The 20,437-nt window shown below is 72.8% G+C and carries 13 protein-coding genes and 1 pseudogene; 8 read left to right on the top strand and 6 right to left on the bottom strand.

What is annotated here, in order from left to right; translation table 11 throughout:
• Window positions 1–199: 199 nt before the first annotated feature.
• Complete coding sequence (locus tag ACIQ9P_RS38080; RefSeq protein WP_402366810.1) at window positions 200–1,603, bottom strand: aminopeptidase P family protein; 1,404 nt, start codon at window positions 1,601–1,603, stop codon at window positions 200–202.
• Between the two features lie 303 nt (window positions 1,604–1,906).
• On the opposite strand from ACIQ9P_RS38080, the gene ACIQ9P_RS38075 reads away from it, so the two are divergent.
• From ACIQ9P_RS38075 to ACIQ9P_RS38050, 6 genes are all read left to right on the top strand, one after another.
• Window positions 1,907–3,667, top strand: a complete 1,761-nt coding sequence (locus ACIQ9P_RS38075; RefSeq protein WP_402366768.1) for an ABC transporter substrate-binding protein — start codon at window positions 1,907–1,909, stop codon at window positions 3,665–3,667.
• 13 nt (window positions 3,668–3,680) lie between these two features.
• A complete protein-coding gene (locus tag ACIQ9P_RS38070; protein WP_402366765.1) occupies window positions 3,681–4,643 on the top strand; it encodes an ABC transporter permease in 963 nt (320 codons plus the stop codon).
• Window positions 4,640–5,626: an ABC transporter permease gene (locus ACIQ9P_RS38065; protein ID WP_402366762.1), complete on the top strand. Its 987-nt coding sequence runs from the start codon at window positions 4,640–4,642 to the stop codon at window positions 5,624–5,626. The genes ACIQ9P_RS38070 and ACIQ9P_RS38065 overlap by 4 nt, the downstream gene beginning before the upstream one ends.
• Window positions 5,626–6,627, top strand: coding sequence for an ABC transporter ATP-binding protein (locus tag ACIQ9P_RS38060; RefSeq protein ID WP_402366760.1), 1,002 nt, complete (start codon window positions 5,626–5,628; stop codon window positions 6,625–6,627). Before ACIQ9P_RS38065 ends, ACIQ9P_RS38060 begins: the two co-directional genes overlap by 1 nt.
• Complete coding sequence (locus ACIQ9P_RS38055) at window positions 6,624–7,601, top strand: ABC transporter ATP-binding protein (protein ID WP_402366758.1); 978 nt, start codon at window positions 6,624–6,626, stop codon at window positions 7,599–7,601. Before ACIQ9P_RS38060 ends, ACIQ9P_RS38055 begins: the two co-directional genes overlap by 4 nt.
• A gap of 401 nt (window positions 7,602–8,002) precedes the next feature.
• Window positions 8,003–9,466 (top strand): MFS transporter, encoded by a 1,464-nt coding sequence (locus ACIQ9P_RS38050; RefSeq protein WP_402366756.1) that lies wholly within the window; start codon window positions 8,003–8,005, stop codon window positions 9,464–9,466.
• A gap of 203 nt (window positions 9,467–9,669) precedes the next feature.
• On the opposite strand, the gene ACIQ9P_RS38045 is transcribed toward ACIQ9P_RS38050, so the two are convergent.
• From ACIQ9P_RS38045 to ACIQ9P_RS38035, 3 genes are all read right to left on the bottom strand, one after another.
• The gene (locus ACIQ9P_RS38045) at window positions 9,670–12,045 is read right to left on the bottom strand and encodes an immune inhibitor A domain-containing protein (RefSeq protein ID WP_402366753.1); all 2,376 of its coding nucleotides are present in this window, start codon (window positions 12,043–12,045) and stop codon (window positions 9,670–9,672) included.
• 210 nt (window positions 12,046–12,255) lie between these two features.
• Window positions 12,256–12,741, bottom strand: a complete 486-nt coding sequence (locus ACIQ9P_RS38040; RefSeq protein WP_402366750.1) for an RICIN domain-containing protein — start codon at window positions 12,739–12,741, stop codon at window positions 12,256–12,258.
• A gap of 115 nt (window positions 12,742–12,856) precedes the next feature.
• Window positions 12,857–14,938: a prolyl oligopeptidase family serine peptidase gene (locus ACIQ9P_RS38035; RefSeq protein ID WP_402366748.1), complete on the bottom strand. Its 2,082-nt coding sequence runs from the start codon at window positions 14,936–14,938 to the stop codon at window positions 12,857–12,859.
• Window positions 14,939–15,079: 141 nt separating this feature from the next.
• Here ACIQ9P_RS38035 and ACIQ9P_RS38030 point away from each other — a divergent pair, with 141 nt between their 5' ends.
• A complete protein-coding gene (locus tag ACIQ9P_RS38030; protein ID WP_402366745.1) occupies window positions 15,080–16,249 on the top strand; it encodes an aminotransferase class V-fold PLP-dependent enzyme in 1,170 nt (389 codons plus the stop codon).
• Between the two features lie 122 nt (window positions 16,250–16,371).
• On the opposite strand, the pseudogene ACIQ9P_RS38025 reads toward ACIQ9P_RS38030, so the two are convergent.
• Together ACIQ9P_RS38025 and ACIQ9P_RS38020 are read right to left on the bottom strand one after the other, a co-directional pair.
• A pseudogene (locus ACIQ9P_RS38025) lies at window positions 16,372–16,695 on the bottom strand (ArsR/SmtB family transcription factor); the annotation flags it as partial.
• A gap of 47 nt (window positions 16,696–16,742) precedes the next feature.
• Window positions 16,743–17,117 carry a hypothetical protein gene (locus ACIQ9P_RS38020; protein ID WP_402366742.1) on the bottom strand — a complete coding sequence of 125 codons (375 nt, stop codon included), beginning with the start codon at window positions 17,115–17,117 and terminating at the stop codon, window positions 16,743–16,745.
• A gap of 254 nt (window positions 17,118–17,371) precedes the next feature.
• Between ACIQ9P_RS38020 and ACIQ9P_RS38015 the strand changes: the two genes are divergently transcribed.
• A complete protein-coding gene (locus ACIQ9P_RS38015) occupies window positions 17,372–20,227 on the top strand; it encodes a DEAD/DEAH box helicase (RefSeq protein WP_402366807.1) in 2,856 nt (951 codons plus the stop codon).
• Window positions 20,228–20,437: the final 210 nt, after the last annotated feature.

Genomic DNA, 20,437 nt, shown 5'->3' with positions numbered 1-20,437 from the left:
CGGGGGCCCCCGCCCCCCCCCCGGGCGGCCCCGCCCCCCCCCGGGGGCGCCGCCCCGCCCCCCCCCCGCCCCCCCCCCGCCCCGCCGGGGGCGGGGGGCCGGGGTGGGGGGGGGGGGGGGGGGCGGGGGGGGGGGCCCCGGGGCGCCCCGCGGCCCCCGACGGTGCCGGCCCGGCCGCCGCGGGGCCGGCACCGCGGGCTCAGCCGAGCAGGTCGGCCATCCAGGACTCGATGGCGGGGACGCTGCGCGGCAGCGCGTCGGACATCAGCCGGGCGCCGTCGGCGGTGATGACCAGGTCGTCCTCGATCCGGACACCGAGGCCGCGCAGCTCGGCGGGGAGGGTCTCGTCGTCGGGCTGGAGGTAGAGGCCGGGCTCGACGGTGAGGACGTGGCCCTCCTCCAGGACCCCGTCGAGGTACGTCTCGGCCCGGGCCCGGGCGCAGTCGTGGACGTCGAGGCCGAGCATGTGGCCGGTGCCGCAGAGGGTGTAGCGGCGGTAGACGCCGTTGTCGTCGGCGAGCGCCTCCTCGGCGGAGACGGGCAGCACGCCCCAGTCGGCGAGGCCCTCGGCGATGACCCGGGCGGCCGCGCTGTGGAAGTCGCGGAAGCGGGCGCCGGGGCGCAGCGTGTCGATGCCGGCCTGCTGGGCGGCGAGCACCAGCTCGTACACCTGGCGCTGGACGGGCGTGAAGGTGCCGCTCAGCGGGAGGGTGCGGGTGATGTCGGCGGTGTAGAGGGTGTCGGTCTCGACGCCGGCGTCCAGCAGCAGCAGGGCGTTGGGGTCGAGGGCGCCGTCGTTGCGGATCCAGTGCAGGACGCAGGCGTGGGCGCCGGTGGCGGCGATGGTCTCGTAGCCGATGCCGTTGCCCTCGGCGCGGGCGCGGAGGTTGAACACGCCCTCGATCCAGCGCTCGCCGCGGTGGTGGCGCAGGGCGGCGGGCAGGGCGCGGACGACGTCCTCGAAGCCGAGCACGGTGTGGTCGACGGAGAGCTGGAGCTGCTCCACCTCCCAGATGTCCTTGACGAGACGCAGCTCGGACAGCACGGCGGCGAACAGGCCGTCGGCGTCGGCGAGCGCGGCGGAGCCGGGGCGGCCGGTGGCGGTGTCGAGCTCGGGGTCGACGCCGGTCAGCACCCGGGTGGCGGGCTGGGGGCCGGTGAGCAACTTGTCCAGCTCGTCGAGGTGTTCGACGCGCACGCCGGTGAGCCGGGCGGCCTCGTCGAGGTCGGGGCGGCGGCCGACCCAGAACTCGCCGTAGCGGCGGTCGCGGAAGAACTCGGCGCCGCGCACCGGGTCGCCGCCGCGGGGGGAGCGGGGGCGCAGGTAGAGGACGGGCTCGTGGCCGTCGGGGCCGGTCGGCTCCAGGACGAGCACGTGGCCGACCTGGTCCTCGCCGGTGAGGCCGGTGAGCCAGGCGTACGCGCTGTGCGGGCGGAAGCGGTAGTCGACGTCGTTGCTGCGGACCTTGAGCCGGCCGGCCGGGACGATCAGCCGTTCGCCGGGGAAGGCCGCGGAGAGCCGGGCGCGCCGCCCGGGGGTGACCGCGTAGCCGGGGACGCGGGTGTCGGCGGGGAGCGGGGTGGGGGCCCAGGAGGTGCCCATGAAGGCGTTGAGCGCGGCGGACACCGGGAGGTCGTGGCTTCCGGTGTTCAGGCCGGTCTGACTGAGGGTCACCGGGTACTCCTAAACGCGTGGTGCGAAGTTGGGGGAGAAGGGGGTCGCACGGACACAGGTCGGTAACGGGTGGCGTCACCTCTTGTGCAGTGCAATTTCACATTACTATGTTACGGGTCACACCGCGGAGCGGCTAGACCCCCTGAGGTCGCCCTCCCGGCCGGGCCCCGGATCCACCCCCGGGGTTGGACGACGGGCCTTCTCGGCGGGCCCCCCACTGCGGAGTCAGATATGAACAGGCGTACCCAGACCGCCCTCGCGGCGGCCATCGCGGCGGCACTCACCCTCGGGCTCGGCGCCTGCGGAAGCAAGGACAAGAGCGACGACGGCTCCGGCGACACCGCCGCCGCCAGCTCCACCAAGGGTCCCGGCGCCGACAGCGGCACGATCGTGGGCGGCACCCCGGTCAAGGGCGGCACGCTGACCGTGCTGACCAACCAGGACTTCGCCCACCTCGACCCGGCCCGCAACTGGACCCTGCCGCAGATGGACTTCGGCACCCGGCTGATCTACCGCACCCTGGTCACCTTCAAGGCCGAGCCCGGCGACGCCGGCAACCAGATCGTCCCCGACCTGGCCACCGACACCGGCCGCCCCTCGGACGGCGGCAAGACCTGGTCGTTCACGCTGCGGGACGGTCTGAAGTACGAGGACGGCTCGCCGATCAAGTCGTCCGACATCAAGTACAACGTCGAGCGCTCGTTCTCCCCGGACCTCACCGGTGGCCCCGACTACGCGGCCCAGTACCTGGCCGGCGGCGAGAACTACAAGGGCCCGCTGACCGGTGAGCACCTGGCGAGCATCGAGACGCCGGACGACAGGACCATCGTCTTCCGCCTCAAGCGGCCGGTCGCCGAGTTCGCGTACACCGCGACCCTGCCCACCTTCGCGCCGGTCCCGCCGGCCCAGGAGAAGGGCACCCAGTACGACATGCGGCCGTTCTCCTCCGGCCCGTACAAGATCGAGAGCTACGACCGCGGCAAGCAGCTGGTGCTGGTCCGCAACACCAACTGGGACCCGTCCTCGGACCCGATCCGCAAGGCGTACCCGGACAGGATCGTCGTCACCCAGGGCCTCAAGGGCGGCCAGGTCGACGACCGCATCATCGCCAGCGACGGCGCCGACGCCTCCGCGATCGAGATGCCCTGGATGCGCCCCGAGTCGGTCGCCAAGGTGCTGCCCAAGGCGGACGTCAAGGCCCGCCTGGTGGCCGAGCGCACCGGCTGCACCGACAGCCTCTACCTGAACACCTCCAAGGCGCCGTTCGACGACCCGAAGGTCCGCGAGGCCGTCATGTGGGCGGTCGACCGCGAGGCCCAGGTCACGGCCTTCGGCGGCCCCGCGATCGCCGACGTCGCCACCTCCTTCCTGCCGCCGTCGCTGACCGGCGGCGTCAAGGCCGACCCGCTGAAGATCCCGGCCGCCGGCGACCCGGCGAAGGCCAAGGACCTGCTCAAGGCGGCCGGCAAGACCGACCTCAAGGTCGGCCTCACCGTCTCGCTCGGTGACAAGACCCGCGGCGAGGCCATCCAGCAGTCGCTGTCCAAGGCCGGCATCGAGGTCACCGTCAACACCGTCGACCCGTCGGCGTTCACCGACACCCTCGGCGACGCCAAGGCCGCGCCCGAGCTGACCATCAACGGCTGGTGCCCGGACTACCCGTCCGGTGCCACCTTCCTGCCCTTCCTGTTCGACGGCCGCACCATCAAGGAGAAGGGCAACCAGGGCAACTACAGCCAGTTCCGCGACCAGGCCACCATGGACGAGATGGACCGCATCGCGGCCCTCCCGGACGTGAACGAGGCCAACGCGGCCTGGAAGAAGCTGGACGAGGCGCTGCTGCAGAAGGCCCCGGCCGTCCCGCTCATGTGGCAGCGCCGCGCGCTGCTGGTCGGTACCAACGTGGCCGGTGCCTTCGGTGCCCCGGGCTACGCCGGCATGATCGACATGGCCACGATCGGCCTCAAGGACCCCGCCAAGAGCCAGGGCTGAGGAACCGTCCGTCATGAGCACCACTACGACTGAGCCCGCCGCCGCGCCCGTCGCGGCGGCGGGCCCCGCGAAAGCCTCCGGGCGCGGGCCCTGGCGGCTGGTCTGGGACCAGCTGTGGGCCAAGGGCTCCGCCCGCTTCGGCCTGATCATGGTCCTCCTCCTCGTCCTGATGGCCGTGCTGGCCGGCCCGCTGAGCGCGCTCGGCGGCTGGAACGCCGAGGAGTTCGACAAGCGCGCCGTCGACGCCTACCTGGGCGGCCTGCCCAAGGGCGACTTCGGCGGCGTCGGCGCCCGGCACTGGTTCGGCGTCGAGCCGGCCACCGGCCGCGACCTGTTCGCCCGGGTCCTCCACGGCGGCCAGGTGTCCCTGCTGATCGCCTTCGTCGCCACCGCCGTCGTCGTCGTCGCCGGCACCCTGGCCGGCATCGCGGCCGGCTACTTCGGCGGCCGCATCGACAGCCTGCTGTCCCGGCTGATGGACCTCACGATGTCGTTCCCGTCGCTGATCTTCATGATCGCGATGATGTCGGTGGCCAGGGACGTCAACCGGATCCTGCTGATGACCGTGGTCATCGGCCTGTTCGGCTGGCCCGGCGTGGCCCGCGTCGTGCGCGGCCAGACCCTTTCGCTCAAGCACCGCGAGTACGTCGAGGCCGCCAAGGTCGGCGGCGCCCGGTCCTGGCGCATCCTCACCCGGGAGATCCTGCCCAACGTCTCCGGGCCGATCATCGCCTACACCACGCTGCTGATCCCCGGCATGATCGCCACCGAGGCCGCGCTCTCCTACCTCGGCGTGGGCGTCCGGCCGCCGACCCCCTCCTGGGGGCAGATGATCGCCGAGTCGATCGTCTTCTACGAGACCGACCCGACGTACTTCCTCATCCCGACGGTCTTCCTGTTCGTCGCCGTCCTCGCCTTCACCCTGCTCGGCGACGCGCTGCGCGACATCCTCGACCCGAAGGGAGGACGGTCGTGATCCTCTACCTCGGGCGCCGGCTGCTCGGCGTCGCCGGCATCCTGCTGGCCATCTGCGCCATCACCTTCACCATCTTCTACCTGCTGCCCAACGACCCGGCGGCGGCCGCCTGCGGCAAGACCTGCAGCCCCGAGCGGCTGATCGAGGTCAAGGCCGCGATGGGCCTGGACAAGCCGGTCTGGGAGCAGTTCTTCGTCTACCTGCTGGGCATCGTGGCCGGCCGCGACTACGGCAGCGGAGCCAGCGCCACCCACTGCGGCTTCCCCTGCCTCGGCTACTCCTACGAGTACTCGCTGCCGGTCTGGGACCTGCTGGTCGACCGCCTGCCGGTCTCGGTCTCGCTCGCGATCGGCTCGGCCGTGCTCTGGCTGCTGCTCGGCCTCGGCGCCGGCATCACCTCGGCGCTGCGCAAGAACACCGTCGTCGACAAGGTCCTCACCGTCCTGTCGGTCGGCGCCGCCTCGCTGCCGGTCTACTTCACCTCGATCATGCTGATCTGGGGCGTGGTGCGGACCGCCGGACTGCTGCCCTACCCCGCGTACCACAACCTCACCGACAACCCGGTGTCCTGGGCCTCCAACCTGCTGCTGCCGTGGACCGCCCTGGCGCTGCTCTACGCGGCCCAGTACGCCCGGCAGAGCCGGACCTCGATGATCGAGGCGATGGCCGAGCCGTACATCCGCACCGCCCGCGCCAAGGGCATGCCGGCGCTCACCGTCACCGTCAAACACGGCCTGCGTTCCGGCATGACACCGATCCTCACCATCTTCGGCATGGACCTCGGCGGCCTGCTGGCCGGTGCCGTCATCACCGAGTCCATCTTCGGACTGCCCGGCATCGGCCGTCTCTTCTACGACGGCCTGCTCCGCTCCGACCAGCCCGTCATCCTCGGTGTCACCCTGCTCGCGGCCTTCTTCATCGTCGTCGCGAACCTGCTGGTCGACGTGCTCTACGCCTTCGTCGACCCGAGAGTGAGGTACTGATGACGTCGTTGTTGGAGGTCGAGGACCTCAAGGTCGCCTTCGACACCCCGCGCGGCACCGTCCGGGCCGTCGACGGCATCAACTTCACCGTCGAGGCCGGGAAGACCCTCGGTCTGGTCGGCGAGTCCGGCAGCGGCAAGTCCGTCACCTCGCTCGCCGTCATGGGCCTGCACCGCGGCGCCCGGGTGGACGGCTCGATCAGGCTCGACGGCCAGGAGCTCAACGGCCTGGGCGAGAAGCGGCTCGGTGCCGTCCGCGGCCGACGGATCGCCATGATCTTCCAGGACCCGCTGTCCAGCCTGCACCCCTTCTACCCGGTCGGGGAGCAGATCGCCGAGCACTACCGGGTGCACTTCAAGGCGTCCCGCAAGGCCGGCCGCCAGCGCGCCGTGGAGATGCTCGCCGAGGTGGGCATCCCCGAGCCGGCCCGCCGGGTCGACGAGTACCCGCACCAGTTCTCCGGCGGCATGCGCCAGCGCGTGATGATCGCCATGGCGCTCGCCTGCGAGCCCGAACTGCTGATCGCCGACGAGCCGACCACCGCGCTCGACGTCACCGTCCAGGCCCAGATCCTCGACCTGATCGCCAGGATCCAGGAGCAACGCGGCCTCGGCGTCGTGATGATCACCCACGACCTCGGCGTGGTCGCCCGGGTCGCCCACGAGGTGCTCGTCATGTACGGCGGCCGCGCCGCCGAACAGGCTCCCGTGGACCGGCTGTTCGCCGCCCCCGCGCACCCCTACACCCGCGGCCTGCTCGACTCGCTGCCCCGGCTGGACGACACCGACGACGCCCCGCTGCGGGCCATCCCCGGCAGCCCGCCGTCGCTGATCGCCCCCGCCCCCGGCTGCTCCTTCGCCCCGCGCTGCGCCCGCACCATCGCCGCCGCCGCCGAGGAGCACGCCCGCTGCCTGTCCGAGCGGCCGGAGTTCGGCCCGCTCGCCCCCGGCCACCAGGCCGCCTGCCACCTGCCGCTGGTGCCGGAAGGAGTCCTGGGATGACCGAACCCCTGCTCACGGTCCGGGATCTGGTGAAGACCTTCCCCGGCCGCCGCTCCCGCACCGGCAAGCCCGGCGCCCCGATCCGGGCGGTCGACGGCGTCAGCTTCGACGTCGGCGCCGGCGAGACCCTCGGCCTGGTCGGCGAGTCCGGCTGCGGCAAGTCGACCACCGGGCGCATGGTCGTCCGGCTGATCGACCCGACCTCGGGCACCGTGAACTTCGACGGCACCGAGATCGGCGACCTGACCCAGGCCCAGTTGCGCCCGCACCGCAAGCACCTGCAGATGGTGTTCCAGGACCCGTACTCCTCGCTCAACCCCCGGCAGACGGTGGCCCGGATCATCTCCGAGCCGCTGCTCGTCCAGGGCAGCAGCGCGGCCGACGCCCGCAAGCGGGCCGCCGAGCTGATGGAACTGGTCGGCCTCATCCCCGAGCACCTGGACCGCTACCCGCACGAGTTCTCCGGCGGCCAGGCCCAGCGCATCGGCATCGCCCGCTCGCTGGCCACCTCGCCCCGGCTGGTGGTCGCCGACGAGCCGGTGTCCGCGCTGGACGTCTCCATCCAGGCCCAGGTGGTCAACCTGATGGAGCGGCTCCAGGACGAACTGGGGCTGGCGTACATCTTCATCGCGCACGACCTCTCCGTGGTCAAGCGCGTGTGCGACCGGGTCGCGGTGATGTACCTCGGCCGGATCGTCGAGATCGGCGACAAGCACCAGGTGTACGGCAACCCGGCGCACCCCTACACCAAGGCCCTGCTGTCCGCGGTGCCGCTGCCGGACCCGGCGGCGGAACGGGCGCGGGAGCGGATCGTGCTGCTCGGCGACCCGCCGAGCCCGGCCGCGCCGCCGCCCGGGTGCAGCTTCCACCCGCGCTGCCCCAAGGCCCAGGAGATCTGCCGGACCGAGCGTCCGCTGCTGCGGATCGCCGGGGCGGGCGGGCGCGAGGCGGCCTGCCACTTCCCGGAGAACTGATCCGGGACACTGTCCCGCGGTCGGGGGCGTCTGCCGATGGGCGCGCCCCCGACCGCGGCCGAACCGCCGTACCGTCCGGCCACCCCCACGGCGGACGGTACGGCACCGAACGCGCGAGGAGCGATCCTCCTCGCGTGCCGAGCCCCCGGTCGGGAGCGGCGGGGAGCCTGTGATGAGGGCCGCGCCCGACCGGGTCCCGTCCGGTGGACCTCCACCGGACGGGCGGGGCTCGCCGGGTCCGACCGGGTCGTCGGGCCCGGCGGGCCTTTCGCCGTTCCCGGGGCCCGCTGCCGACGGGCCCCGTTGTCGTACCCGGGGCCCGCTGCCGACGGGCCCCGTTGTCGTACCCGGGCTCCGGGCGCGCTTGACTTGAAGTTCACTTGAACTCATAGCGTGTCCACGTGACCGAAACCTCGCGTGTCCAGACCGCCTCGACCCCCTCCGAACAGGGAGATCACGCTCCCGAAGGAGCTTCGGCGACGCCCTCCGGCGGCTGGGGGGACCTCTTCTCCAAGCAGTACGCCGCCCCGGCCTCGATCATGGCCGGCGGTGTCGCGCTGTACGCGATGAACCTCTACTTCACCGCCGCCCTGCTCCCCTCGATCGTCGAGGACATCGGCGGCGCCCGCTTCTACGCCTGGGTGGCGACCGGCTTCCTGATCGCCGCGGTGACCGCCGCGATGCTGGTCAGCCGGCTGCTCGCCCGGTTCGGTCCCTCGCGCTCCTACCTGACCGGGTTCCTGGTGTTCGCCGCCGGCGCCGGGCTGACCGCGGCCAGCCCGTCGATGGAGACGCTGATCGTCGGCCGGATCGTCCAGGGCCTCGGCGGCGGGCTGATGGCGGGCCTCGGCTACGCGGTGATCCGCACCGCGCTGCCGGAACGGCTGTGGACCAGGGCCGCCGGGCTGGTGTCGGCGATGTGGGGCGTGGGCACGCTGGTCGGACCCTCGCTGGGTGGGCTGTTCGCCGAACTCGACGCCTGGCGCGGCTCCTACGTGCTGCTCATGGCGGCCGCCCTGGTGCTGGCCGTGCTGGCTCGCCGTTCGCTGCCCGGCCCGAGCGGGTCCGCGCGCACCGCCGAACCGCTGCCGCTGCCCTCGCTGCTGCTGCTGACCCTGGCGGCGGGGGCCTTCAGCATCAGCTCGACCGTGCCGCGCGGCTGGGCGACGGTGCTGTGCATCGTGCTGGGCGTGGTACTGCTGGTCGGCTTCCTGCTGGTGGAGAGCCGGGGTTCGGCGACCGTGCTGCCCAAGCTGACCTACCGGCGCGGCAACCACCTGAAGTGGATCTACCTGACGGTGGCGGTGTACTGCACCGGCGTGATGACCGAGACCTTCATCCCGCTGTTCGGCCAGGAGCTGGGCGGGCTGAGCCCGCTCGCGGCCGGGTTCCTCGGCGCGACGGTGTCGGTCGGCTGGACCTCGGCGCAGCTGTTCAGCGTCAACCTGCGCTCGGACCGGGCCCGTTCGCTGGCGATCCGGGTCGGTCCGGCGGTGCTCACGGCGGGCCTGCTGGCCTATGGCCTGCTGCAGACCTCGCAGGCGTCCGGCGGCCGGGTGCTGCTGTGGGCGGTGGTGCTGGTGATCGGCGGGACCGGCATCGGGGCGGCCTTCCCGCACCTGAGCGTCACGGCGATGCGCAGCACCGACGACGAGGTGGAGGGCGCCAAGGCGGCCGCGGGCCTCAACACCACCCAGCTGATCGCCTTCACGGTGAGCTCGGCGCTGGCCGGGACGCTGGTGAGCTTCGGCGGGGAGTCCACGCTGGACGGTGCCCGGTACATGGTCTTCGGGCTCGGCGCGCTCACCGTGTTCGGCACCGCCACCGCGGCGCTGAGCCTGCGCCGGGCGCGCGCCGGGTCCTGAGCCGAGTCCTGAGCCGGGTCCTGAGCCGGGTCCTGAGTCGGGCGTGGAACGGACCGCCCCGGCCCTCCTGGTGGGAGGACCGGGGTGGTCTGCCTGTCCGTGGGACCTGTCTTCCACGGGGAGGCCCGGTGCTCAGGACACCGGGGCAGGGACCGCCGGTCCCGGCCGCGCGGGGTGGGCGCGGCCGGATCCGGACGGCGGGGTCAGGACGCGGGGCCCACCCGGACGGTGGTGATCCGTCCGCCCTGGGACTCGCGGACGACCTCGATCTTGGTGTTGGTGTCCGGGACCTTCACCCCGAGCTGCGGGGTGGCCGGGTCGCTGTAGACCCCGGTGCGGTCGTTGAAGGCCGGGACGGCCTTCTCGGAGCCGATCCTGACCGGGACGCCGGCCTTGTGCAGCGTGAACCCGGTGGTCGGCTTGAGCGAGAAGGTAGCGTCGAAGGTCTGCGCCCGGCCGTTGACCAGGGTGCCGTCGGCGAACCGGATCGGCGCCGGGTGGGCGTCGACCGGCAGGATCAGGCCGCCGCCGGGGTGGTCCTTGGTGTTGTTGTCGCCGTAGGCGGTGTCCCAGAGCCAGACCAGGACGCCCTCCTGGTACGGGTAGGTGTCGACGATGTCCTTCTTGCCGTCGACCCCGGTGTAGCCGAAGTTGTACGGGCCGGTCTTCAGGAACTCGCCGTAACCGGTGTAGCGCCGGTTCTCCACCAGGTAGGCGCGCGGGTGCTGCTTGACGGCGGTGCGGCCGGTGATGACGCCGAAGCCGGTGGCGGTCCAGCCGTTGGTGCCGTTCTCGGCGCCGTCGGTGAACAGGGTGGTGCCGCCGGCGGTGATCTTCACCGCGTCGACCAGGACGCCCTTGCCGTGGGTGTTGCCGTCCGAGGTGACGTGCAGCCGCAGCCGGACCTTCTGGCCGGCGTAGGCGTCCAGCGGGATGTGCAGCTGCCGGTACGCGCCGGAAGTACCGCTCAGGCCGGGGACGTTGGCGCTGGTGTTGCCGATCGGGGTGCCGTCGACGGTGCCGGGCAGGGCGGTCCAGGTCTTGCCGCCGTCGGTGGAGGCTTCGGCGGTCAGGAAGTCGTAGTCCTGCTCGATGTCGTACCAGACCGCCGCGTCGAGGGCGGCCGGGCCGGTGGTCCCGCCGAGGTCGACGTCCCGGGCCAGCGCGTTGTCCAGGTTGTCGCCGGTGTCGCTCCACCACTGCTTGGCGCCCTCGCGCGGGTCGGCGAGGTCGGTGCTGGTGGTGCCGTCGGGCAGGTGGACCAGGACGGCCTGCGCCTGGTCGGTGTTGTAGCCGCTGACGCCGAGCGCGTGGCTGGAGCGGGTGGCGGCCTGCGCCTCGTCGTAGTTGAGCCAGCCGAACTGCAGCTTGCTCCAGGCGTCGAGGTCGCCGGGGTAGGCGCCGGTGGTGTTCTTGCCCTTGCCCAGGTACGAGGCGGAGGACATCAGCGACCAGAAGTTGACGCTGTTGTCGCCACCGCTGGTGCTGTACATGTCGGGCAGGCCGAGGTTGTGGCCGAACTCGTGGGAGAAGAGGCCGACGCCGCTGTTCTCGCCCGCCTGGACGTAGTCGTAGACGTACAGGCCGGTGTCGCCGACCGGCGCGCCGCCGATCTTGTTGCCGACCGGGCCGGTCTGGCCGGTCGGGTCCGGGAAGGTCCAGCTGCGGTGCGCCCACAGCGCGTCGGCGCCCTGCGCGCCGCCGCCCCAGGTCTCGTCGGCGCCCGCGTGCACGACGATGACGTTGTCCAGGTAGCCGTCGGGCTGGTTGAACTCGCCGTCCTTGTCGTGGTCGTAGCGGTCGTAGACGTCGTACTGGGCCAGCTCGGCCTTGACGGCCGCGGCGGTGCGGCCCTTGGCGATCTCGCCGTCGTACCACGCCTTCACGGCGTCCCGGATGAACTCCTGACCCTGGGTCCAGGCGCCGGAGCCCTGCGGGCCCTTGTTGGAGCCGTAGCGGGCCTCGTTCCACGGCACGGTGACCCAGTTGCTGACGGTGCCCTCGATGTCGTACCGGCCGGAGGACTGGGTGCGGTAGAAGTTGCGCATCGAGACCGCGCCGGGCGAGTCGTCGAAGAACATCTTCTGGTAGTACTGCCGGTTGAAGTCCTGCTCCCAGAGCGTGTGGTTGTCGCTCTTGCCGGGCTTCGGGATGGCGTTGTGCGCCGGGCCGGGGGTGCCCCCGTAGCGCGGCTGGCCTTCGTACTGGGTGGTGTTGTCCACCTGGTCGCCGAACTGGGCGAGGATCACGAAGACCTTGTCCTTGCGCTGCTGAGCGAGTTGGACGTAGTCGTTGCCGACCCGCACCTTGGCGGGTGCCCGGCGGTCCGTGGTCTTGGCCACGGCGCCCTTGTTGAGCTGTTCCAGCGCCTTGGTGCGCAGCGACTGGCGCTCGCGCTCCTGGGGTGCGAGCGGCGCCGGCGGTGCTTCGAGGCCGCCGGCCTCGGCGCTGTCGCCGGACTCGGCGGAGATGGTGGATGCGGGCGTGGGGGGAGCGGCCTGGGCGGGGGTACCGAGCAGGGTGACCGCTATCGCGCTCGTGGTGAGCGCGGCCGCGAACGCCGCGGACAGTCTGCGCAACTGACCTGTCCTTTCCGGACGGTGGGTGGTCGGGCGAGCGCAGGTAATATTTCACATGTCATGGGTCACACGGAAGAGATCGGACACGGGAGGTGTGGGCGGCCTCCGGCGGGGGAACGCGGCCGGGCCGCCCGCGTGCTGCGGCGGGCGGCCCGGTGCGGGTGTGACGCGGGGTGCGGCGCGGGTCAGGCCGCGCCCTCGGGGCGCGGTCTACACGAAGTTGAAGGTCTGGAAGTTCAGGCCGTTGCAGGGGAAGGCACGCAGGCCGGCCGCGCCGCTGTCGTCCATGCAGCGGCCGGTGTTGACGTTCTGGTAGGCCGCGCCGCCGTTCAGGTAGATCAGGCGCCACTGCTGGAAGTTCAGGCCGTTGCAGGGGAAGGCGCGAAGGCCGGCCACGCTGCTGTCGTCGATACAGCGCCCGGTGTTCTGGTTCTGCACCACCCAGGAGCCGTCGCCCTGCTTGTAGTAGTTGAACCGCTGGTAGTCCAGGCCGTTGCAGGGGAAGGCGCGCAGGCCGGCCGCACTGCTGTCGTCCACGCAGCGGCCGGTGTTCTGGTTCTGCAGGGCGTAGGCGTAGACGATGCCGGTGGTGCGGGCCTCGGCGGTGCCGGCGGCGGCGAGGCCGAGGGCCGCCGCGGTCAGGGTCGCGGCGGTGACCCGCGCGGTCCGGGTGCGCAACGCGGTCGTGATGTTCAACGTTCCCCCTGTGAAATGGAGTTGGCTCACCTGGCCCGCGTCACGGTAGGGGTGCTCGCCGCTCGGGCGGCAGTGGAGCGGCGGGTTCCGCCCGAGTGGCGAGCATCACAGCGGATCAGAGTTTCAACGCGGTCCGCAGGAAGGCGAGTTCGGCCTGGGTCAGCTGCTCGTTGACACCACCCGGGGTCATGTGGGTGATTCCGGGCAGGGCCAGCAGGCTGTGCGGCCGCCCGGCCCCGGTGAGCGCCTGCGAGAGCAGCAGGGTGTGCGAGGGGTGCACGTTGTCGTCCGCCAGACCGTGGATGAGCAGCAGCGGCCGATCGAGCGAGGCCGCGTCGTCCACCAGGCAGTCGGCCGCGTAGCCGTCCGGGTTCTCCTGGGGCAGTCCCAGGTACCGCTCGGTGTACGCGGTGTCGTACAGCCGGAAGTCGGTGGGCGGCGCGCCGGCGCAGGCCGCGTGGAAGACGTCCGGGCGGCGCAGCACGGCCAGTGCCCCGAGGTAGCCGCCGTAGGACCAGCCGCGCACGCCGACCCGGTCGAGGTCGAGGTCGGGGTGCGTCGCGCCGAGTGCCCGCAGCGCGTCGGCCTGGTCGTCCAGCGCCACCTGGGAGAAGCGCCGGAAGATGGTCCGCGCGAAGGCGGGGGAGACGAACGGGGTGCCGCCGTTGTCGACGGTGACCACCGCGAAGCCCTGGTCGGCCCACCACTGCTTGAGCTGCCAGCGGCGCGGTTCGTTGGCCACGGCCTGGAAGCCGGGGCCACCGTAGACGTCGAGCAGCACGGGCAGCTTCCGGCCCGGGACGTGCCCGCGCGGGTAGACCACGGCGGTCGGCAGGCCGCGCTCGGTGACCCGGGCGAGCAGCGGTTCGACCCGGTACGGCAGCCGGGCGGAGAGGTCGGTCAGGGTGACGGTGCCGTGCGGGGTGCGGACCTCGCGGCGCACGCCGTCCGGGCCGGCCGAGATGAGCAGCAGGGTGTCGCCGGCGGCCAGCGCGCTGTGCAGGCCGGGGCCCTCGGACAGCCGCTCCGGCGCGCCGCCGTCCGGGTCGACCAGGTGGACGTGCTGGTCGAACGGGTCGCCCTCGCCGGTCTCGCAGAGCAGCCGCGTGCCGACCCGGCCGACGACCCGGCGGATCTGCAGGCCGGTGGTGTCCAGCGGCTTGCCGTCCAGGGCCAGGCCGCGGGCCTCGGGGGTGTCCAGGACGGTGAGCAGTCGGCCCCCGTCCAGCCGGGCCGGCGTTCCGGGCAGGTCGTCCACCCAGAACTCGTCGGTGGTGCGGGAGAGTTCGGTGGTGCCGCCGGTGGCCGGGTCGGCACTCAGCAGCAGCACGTTCTGCTGCAGCCGGTCGGCGACGGTGAGCAGCAGCTCGTCCGGGCCGGCCCACTGGGCGGCGCACAGGTAGGGGAAGGTGCCGGTGTCCCAGCGGAGTTCGACCCGGGTGCCGTCCAGGCCGAGCACCCAGAGCCGGACCTCGGCGTTGGGCCCGCCGGCCTGCGGGTAGGCGAACCGCTCGGGGGCCTGCTCCGGGTGCGCCGGGTCGGCGAAGTGCCGCAGCGGGACGGCGGACTCGTCCACCCGGGCGGCGAGCACGGCGCCGCCGTCGGGGCGCCACCAGTGGCCGCGGTGGCGGCCCAGTTCCTCGGCGGCGGCGAACTCGGCGACGCCCCAGCGGGCGCCGTCGTCCGGGCTGAGGCGCAGGTCGGTGCCGCCGGCCGGGGTGGTGACGTAGAGGGCGTCGTCGGCGACGTAGGCGACGCGCTCGCCGGTCGCGTCCGGGCGGGGGTCGAAGGCGGGGCCGGCGGTGGCCAGTTCGGTGGTGCGGCCGGTCGCGGTCTCGGTGCGGAAGAGCCGGCCGTCGAGGGCGAAGACGGCGACGGCGAGGTCGGGGGTGGCGCCGAAGGTGCCGATGCCGGCGGCGGTGAGCCGGGACCGCTCGCGCAGCCGGCGCTCGACGTCGGGGAGGTCGGCGGTGGAGCCGGTGCGGCCGGGGGCCAGCGCGGTCGGATCGGCGACCTCTCGCTCGGCGCCGGTGGCGAGGTCGAGGAGATGGAGCCGGTCGAACCGGTCCTCGGGACCGCTGGAGCGGAGCAGCAGCAGGCGGGTACCGTCCTCGTTGAGCGAGATCGCTCGCGGGGCACCGAAGCTGAAGCGGCCGGTCCGGGCGCTGAGGGAGAGGTAGGAGTCGGTGATGGTCACCGCCCGATGGTCGCCGTGGAACGGGCTCGCCACCAGTAGGACGACATGTGAAATGTCACACATCACGTGATCTGGGTAACAGACAGCCCGGGCGCCGACCCCCGGGCACCGGCCCCGGCCCCCACCTCCAGGAGGAACGCAGTGACCGAGACCGTGCCGACCGTCGAAGCCCCCGAGCCGCTGGCCGGGACCGAACGGCTGTTCTCGCTGGACCCGGCGGTGGTCCACCTCAACCACGGTTCCTTCGGCGCCGTCCCGGTGCCCGTCCAGCAGCTCCAGCGGCGGCTGAACGAGGAGCAGGAGGCCGACCCGGACGGCTTCTTCGCCGACCTGCCCGGGCGGGTCGCGGCGGCCCGGGCCCGGCTCGCCGACGCCCTCGGCACCCGGCCCGAGCTGCTCGCGCTCGTCCCCAACGTGACCGACGCGATCGCCGTCGCCCTGGCCAACGTCCCGCTCGCGGCCGGGGACCAGGTCCTGGTCACCGACCACGGCTACGGCACGGTCACCGAGGCCGTCCGGCGGCGCGCCGAGGAGCTGGGCGCCGAACTGCGCACCGTCCGGCTGCCGCTCGACCTGCCGGACGGGGACGCCGTCCGGGAGGCCGTGCTGGCCGAGGTCACCGACCGCACCGCGCTCGCCGTCCTGGACGGCATCACCTCGCCCACCGCCCGTCGGGTCGCCACCGCCGACCTGCTCCGGGAACTGCGCGGGCGCGGGGTGACCACGGTGGTCGACGCCGCGCACGAGCCGGGCATGCTGGCGGGGCCGGTCCCGGAGGAGGCCGACTTCTGGTTCGGCAACCTGCACAAGTGGGCGTTCGCCCCGCGCGCCACCGGCGTGCTGGTGGTCCGCCCCGAGTGGACCGGGAAGATCCGGCCGCTGATCCTCTCCTGGGAGGACCACCAGGGCTACCCGGCCGCCGTCGAATGGCGCGGCACGCTGGACTACACGCCCTGGCTGGCCGCCCCGGCCGGGATCGACCTGCTGGACGGGCTCGGCCCCGATCTGGTGCGCGGCCACAACGAGCGGCTCGCCGCGTACGGCGCCGCGGTCGTCGCCGAGCGGGTCGGACTCGCCGTGCTGCCCTCCTCGGCCGGGCTGTCGATGCGCGCGCTGCGGCTGCCGCCCGGTGTCTCCGAGACGCTCCCGCAGGCGCAGGAGCTGATGGCGCAGATGTGGCGCCGGTACGCGGTGCGGACGGTGGCGCGACCCTGGGCGGGCGGCGGGGTGCTGCGGGTGTGCGGGCAGCTGTACAACCGGGCGCCGGAGTACCGGGTGCTGGCGGACGGCCTGGCGGAGCTGCTGGGCTAGGGACCCTCGTCCGCGGCCTCCGTCCCGTCCGCCCTCTCTGCCGCGTTCGCGCCGTCCGCCCTCTCTGCCACGTCCGCGCCGTCCGCCCGGGGGCCGTCCGCCGTGGCGCCGGGGCCGTCCGCGGCGGCGCGGAGCTCGGCGAGCAGCGCGTGCTGCTCCGAGATGAGCCCGGTGAGGATCCGCCGCGCCGCCCGGAGCAGGTCGGCGACGTCCCCGCCGGCCAGCGCGTACACCACCGTGGTGCCCTCCCGGGTGGCGGTGACGATGCCGGACCGGCGCAGTACCGCGAGCTGCTGGGAGAGGCTGGACGGTTCCACCTCCAGCTCCGCCAGCAGGTCGCGGACGGGCGTCGGTCCGGCCTGCAGCAGCTCCAGGACCCGGATCCGGACGGGATGGCCGAGCATCCGGAAGAACTCGGCCTTGGCCTGGTACAGCGCGACCGCCACGGCGCTCCCTCCCTGCGGCGTCCTCGGTACGTCCCCGACGGCGTCGTTCAGATCTCCAGCGAGAGCTCGATCCGCTTCAGCTGGTGGCGGGCCATCGCGAGGTTGGCGCGGGTGCGGTTGAGCGCCAGGAACAGGAACAGCCCGCGCCCGCTCTGCGTGGTCAGCGGTCGCAGCAGGTGGTACTGGCTGGTCAGGCTGACCAGGATGTCCTCGATCTCGTTGTCGTGGAGGTTGAGCATCTCCATCGCCCGCATCTTGGCCCGGACCACGTCGGTGTTCCCGGCGGCGGCGACGTGGAGGTCGATCTCGGCGCCGTCGCCGAGACTCCCCAGTGCCATGCCGCTGCCGTAGTCGACCAGGGCCACGCCGATCGCGCCCTCGATCGCCATGGCCTCCTTGAGCGAGGTCTCCAGATTCGCCATCGTGCGCTCCTCCCGCGGGCCCGGTGGGTGCCACCGGGATCTGGCACCGAATGTAGGGAGGACCCCCGGCGTGGCAACGCGGATGACCGGACTCGTCCGAAGCTGGTCACGGAGTGACTGCTTGAAGACATTTGCAACTATGGATGTGAGAGAGATCCGCTGCATTGCCCGGGAAAAACGGTGCTATCGATGTCGGTCCCGGCGGGTAACCTCTCGCTGAGATGCGAGAACACACCAACGACCCCCGGACGGCGATGAACACCCCTGAGCCCGAGCCCTCCGACGACCGGGAGCTCAGCCCCGCCGAGGCTTTCGCGGCCTCCCGCCGGCGGGCCAAGGAGCAGGCCACCGCCCTGTACGGCTTCCAGGAGCTGTACGACTTCCCGCTGGACGACTTCCAGCTGGAGGCATGCCGCGCCCTTGAGGGCGGCGAGGGCGTCCTGGTCGCCGCTCCCACCGGATCCGGCAAGACCATCGTCGGCGAGTTCGCCGTCCACCTCGCCCTGCGCGGCGGGCGGAAGTGCTTCTACACCACGCCGATCAAGGCCCTCTCGAACCAGAAGTACGGCGACCTCGTCAAGCGCTACGGCGCCGCCAAGGTCGGCCTGCTCACCGGCGACAACAGTGTCAACGGCGACGCCCCGGTGGTGGTGATGACCACCGAGGTGCTCCGCAACATGCTCTACGCGGGCTCCAGCACCCTCGACGGCCTCGGCTACGTGGTCATGGACGAGGTCCACTACCTCGCCGACCGCTTCCGCGGCGCCGTCTGGGAGGAGGTCATCATCCACCTCCCCGAGTCCGTCACCCTGGTCTCGCTCTCCGCGACCGTGTCCAACGCCGAGGAGTTCGGCGACTGGCTGGACACCGTCCGTGGCGGCACCCGGGTGATCGTCTCCGAGACCCGCCCCGTCCCGCTCTGGCAGCACGTGATGGCCGGCAACCGGATGTACGACCTGTTCGCCGACCCGGACCGCGACGGCCGTCCCAAGGACGCCCCGCGCAACCCGGCCAAGGCCGTCAACCCCGAGCTGGTCCGCCTCGCCCGCAGCGAGCTCGACCGCAACCCGCGCGACCGGTTCGGCCGCGGCCGGGGCCGCTCCATGCCCAACGGCCGCCCCGGCAAGGTCTGGACGCCGGGCCGGGTCGACGTGATCGACCGGCTCGACTCCGAGGGCCTGCTGCCCGCGATCACCTTCATCTTCAGCCGGGCCGGCTGCGAGGCGGCCGTCCAGCAGTGCCTCTCCTCCGGCCTGCGGCTGAACAAGGACGGCGACCGCGCCCGGGTCCGCGCCATCGTCGAGGAGCGCTGCGCCGACATCCCCGACGAGGACCTGCACGTCCTCGGCTACTTCGAGTGGCTGGACGGGCTGGAGCGCGGCATCGCCGCCCACCACGCCGGCATGCTGCCCCGGTTCAAGGAAGTGGTCGAGGAACTGTTCGTGAAGGGCCTGGTCAAGGCCGTCTTCGCGACCGAGACCCTGGCCCTGGGCATCAACATGCCCGCCCGCTCGGTGGTCATGGAGAAGCTCGTCAAGTGGAACGGCGAGACCCACGCCGACATCACCCCCGGCGAGTACACCCAGCTCACCGGCCGGGCCGGGCGCCGCGGCATCGACGTCGAGGGCCACGCCGTGGTGCTCTGGCAGCGCGGCCTCGACCCGGAGGCGCTGGCCGGCCTCGCCGGAGCCCGCACCTACCCGCTCAAGTCCTCGTTCCGGCCGTCCTACAACATGGCCGTCAACCTGGTCTCGCAGTTCGGCCGGCACCGTTCGCGCGAACTGCTGGAGACGTCCTTCGCGCAGTTCCAGGCGGACCGCTCGGTGGTCGGCATCGCCCGTCAGGTCCAGCGCAACGAGGAGGGGCTGGAGGGCTACCGCGAGTCCATGACCTGCCACCTCGGCGACTTCGACGAGTACATGGAGCTGCGCCGCAAGCTCAAGGACCGGGAGAACGAGCTCGCCCGCGAGGGCAGCAGCCAGCGCCGCGCCGCCGCCGTCGAGTCCATCGAGCAGCTCAAGCCCGGCGACGTCATCCACGTCCCCACCGGGAAGTTCGCCGGCCTCGCCCTCGTCCTCGACCCGGGCCTGCCGCCGGACCGCCGCTCGCCGCGCGGCGGCCCGCGCCACCCCGACTACCAGGACGGGCCGCGCCCGGTCGTGCTCACCGCCGAGCGGCAGGTCAAGCGGCTCGCGATGATCGACTTCCCGCACCCGGTCGCCGCCCTCGACCGGCTGCGCATCCCCAAGTCCTTCAACCCGCGCAGCCCGCAGTCCCGGCGCGACCTCGCCTCGGCACTGCGCACCAAGGCCGGCCACCTGGAGCCCGAGCGGTTCCGGCGCGGCCGGGCGGCCGCCGCCGACGACCCGGAGATCACCCGGCTGCGGACCGTCCTGCGCCAGCACCCCTGCCACGGCTGCGACGAGCGCGAGGACCACGCCCGCTGGTCCGAGCGCTACCACCGGCTGCACCGCGACACCGAGCTGCTGGAACGCCGGATGCGCTCCCGCACCCACACCATCGCGCGCACCTTCGACCGGGTCTGCGGGCTGCTCGCCGACCTCGGCTACCTCAGCGGCGACACCGTCACCGACGACGGCAAGCGCCTCGGCCGGCTCTACGGCGAACTCGACCTGCTCGCCTCCGAGTGCATCCGCGAGGGCGTGTGGCGCGACCTCGCCGCCGCCGAACTCGCGGCCTGCGCCTCGGCGCTGGTCTACGAGTCCCGCCAGTCGGACGACGCCACCGCCCCCCGGGTCCCGGAGGGCGCGGCGAAGACGGCGCTCGGCGAGATGGTCCGCATCTGGGGTCACCTGGACGCGCTGGAGGAGCAGCACCGGATCAACACCGCCGAGGGCGTCGGCCAGCGCGAGCCCGACCTCGGCTTCGCCTGGGCCGCCTACCGCTGGGCCCTCGGCCACTCGCTGGACCAGGTCCTGCGCGACGCCGACATGCCGGCCGGCGACTTCGTCCGCTGGACGAAGCAGCTGATCGACGTGCTCGGCCAGATCCAGGACGCCGCCGGCGAGGACGCCGAGCTGCGCAAGACCGCCCGCAAGGCGGTCGACGGCCTCCGCCGAGGCATCATCGCCTACTCCTCGGTGGGCTAGCCGACGCTCCAGGGATGCCCGGGCTTCGAGACCCCTCTCGAAGCCCGGGCATCGTGTTTCCGCCCCGCCCTGCGCCTTGCCGCTGGCCGGGGGCTTCGCCCTGGCGGCTTCGGCTGCGCCTTGCCGCTGGCCGGGGGCTTCGCCCTGGCGGCTTCGGCTGCGCCTTGCCGCTGGCCGGGGGCTTCGCCCTGGCGGCTTCGGCTGCGCCTT

It is taken from the genome of Kitasatospora sp. NPDC094019 (genome assembly GCF_044764505.1).
Lineage (GTDB): Bacteria > Actinomycetota > Actinomycetes > Streptomycetales > Streptomycetaceae > Kitasatospora.
The sequence above is the reverse complement of the archived record's forward strand: the minus strand, read 5'-3'. Positions and strand labels throughout refer to the sequence as shown.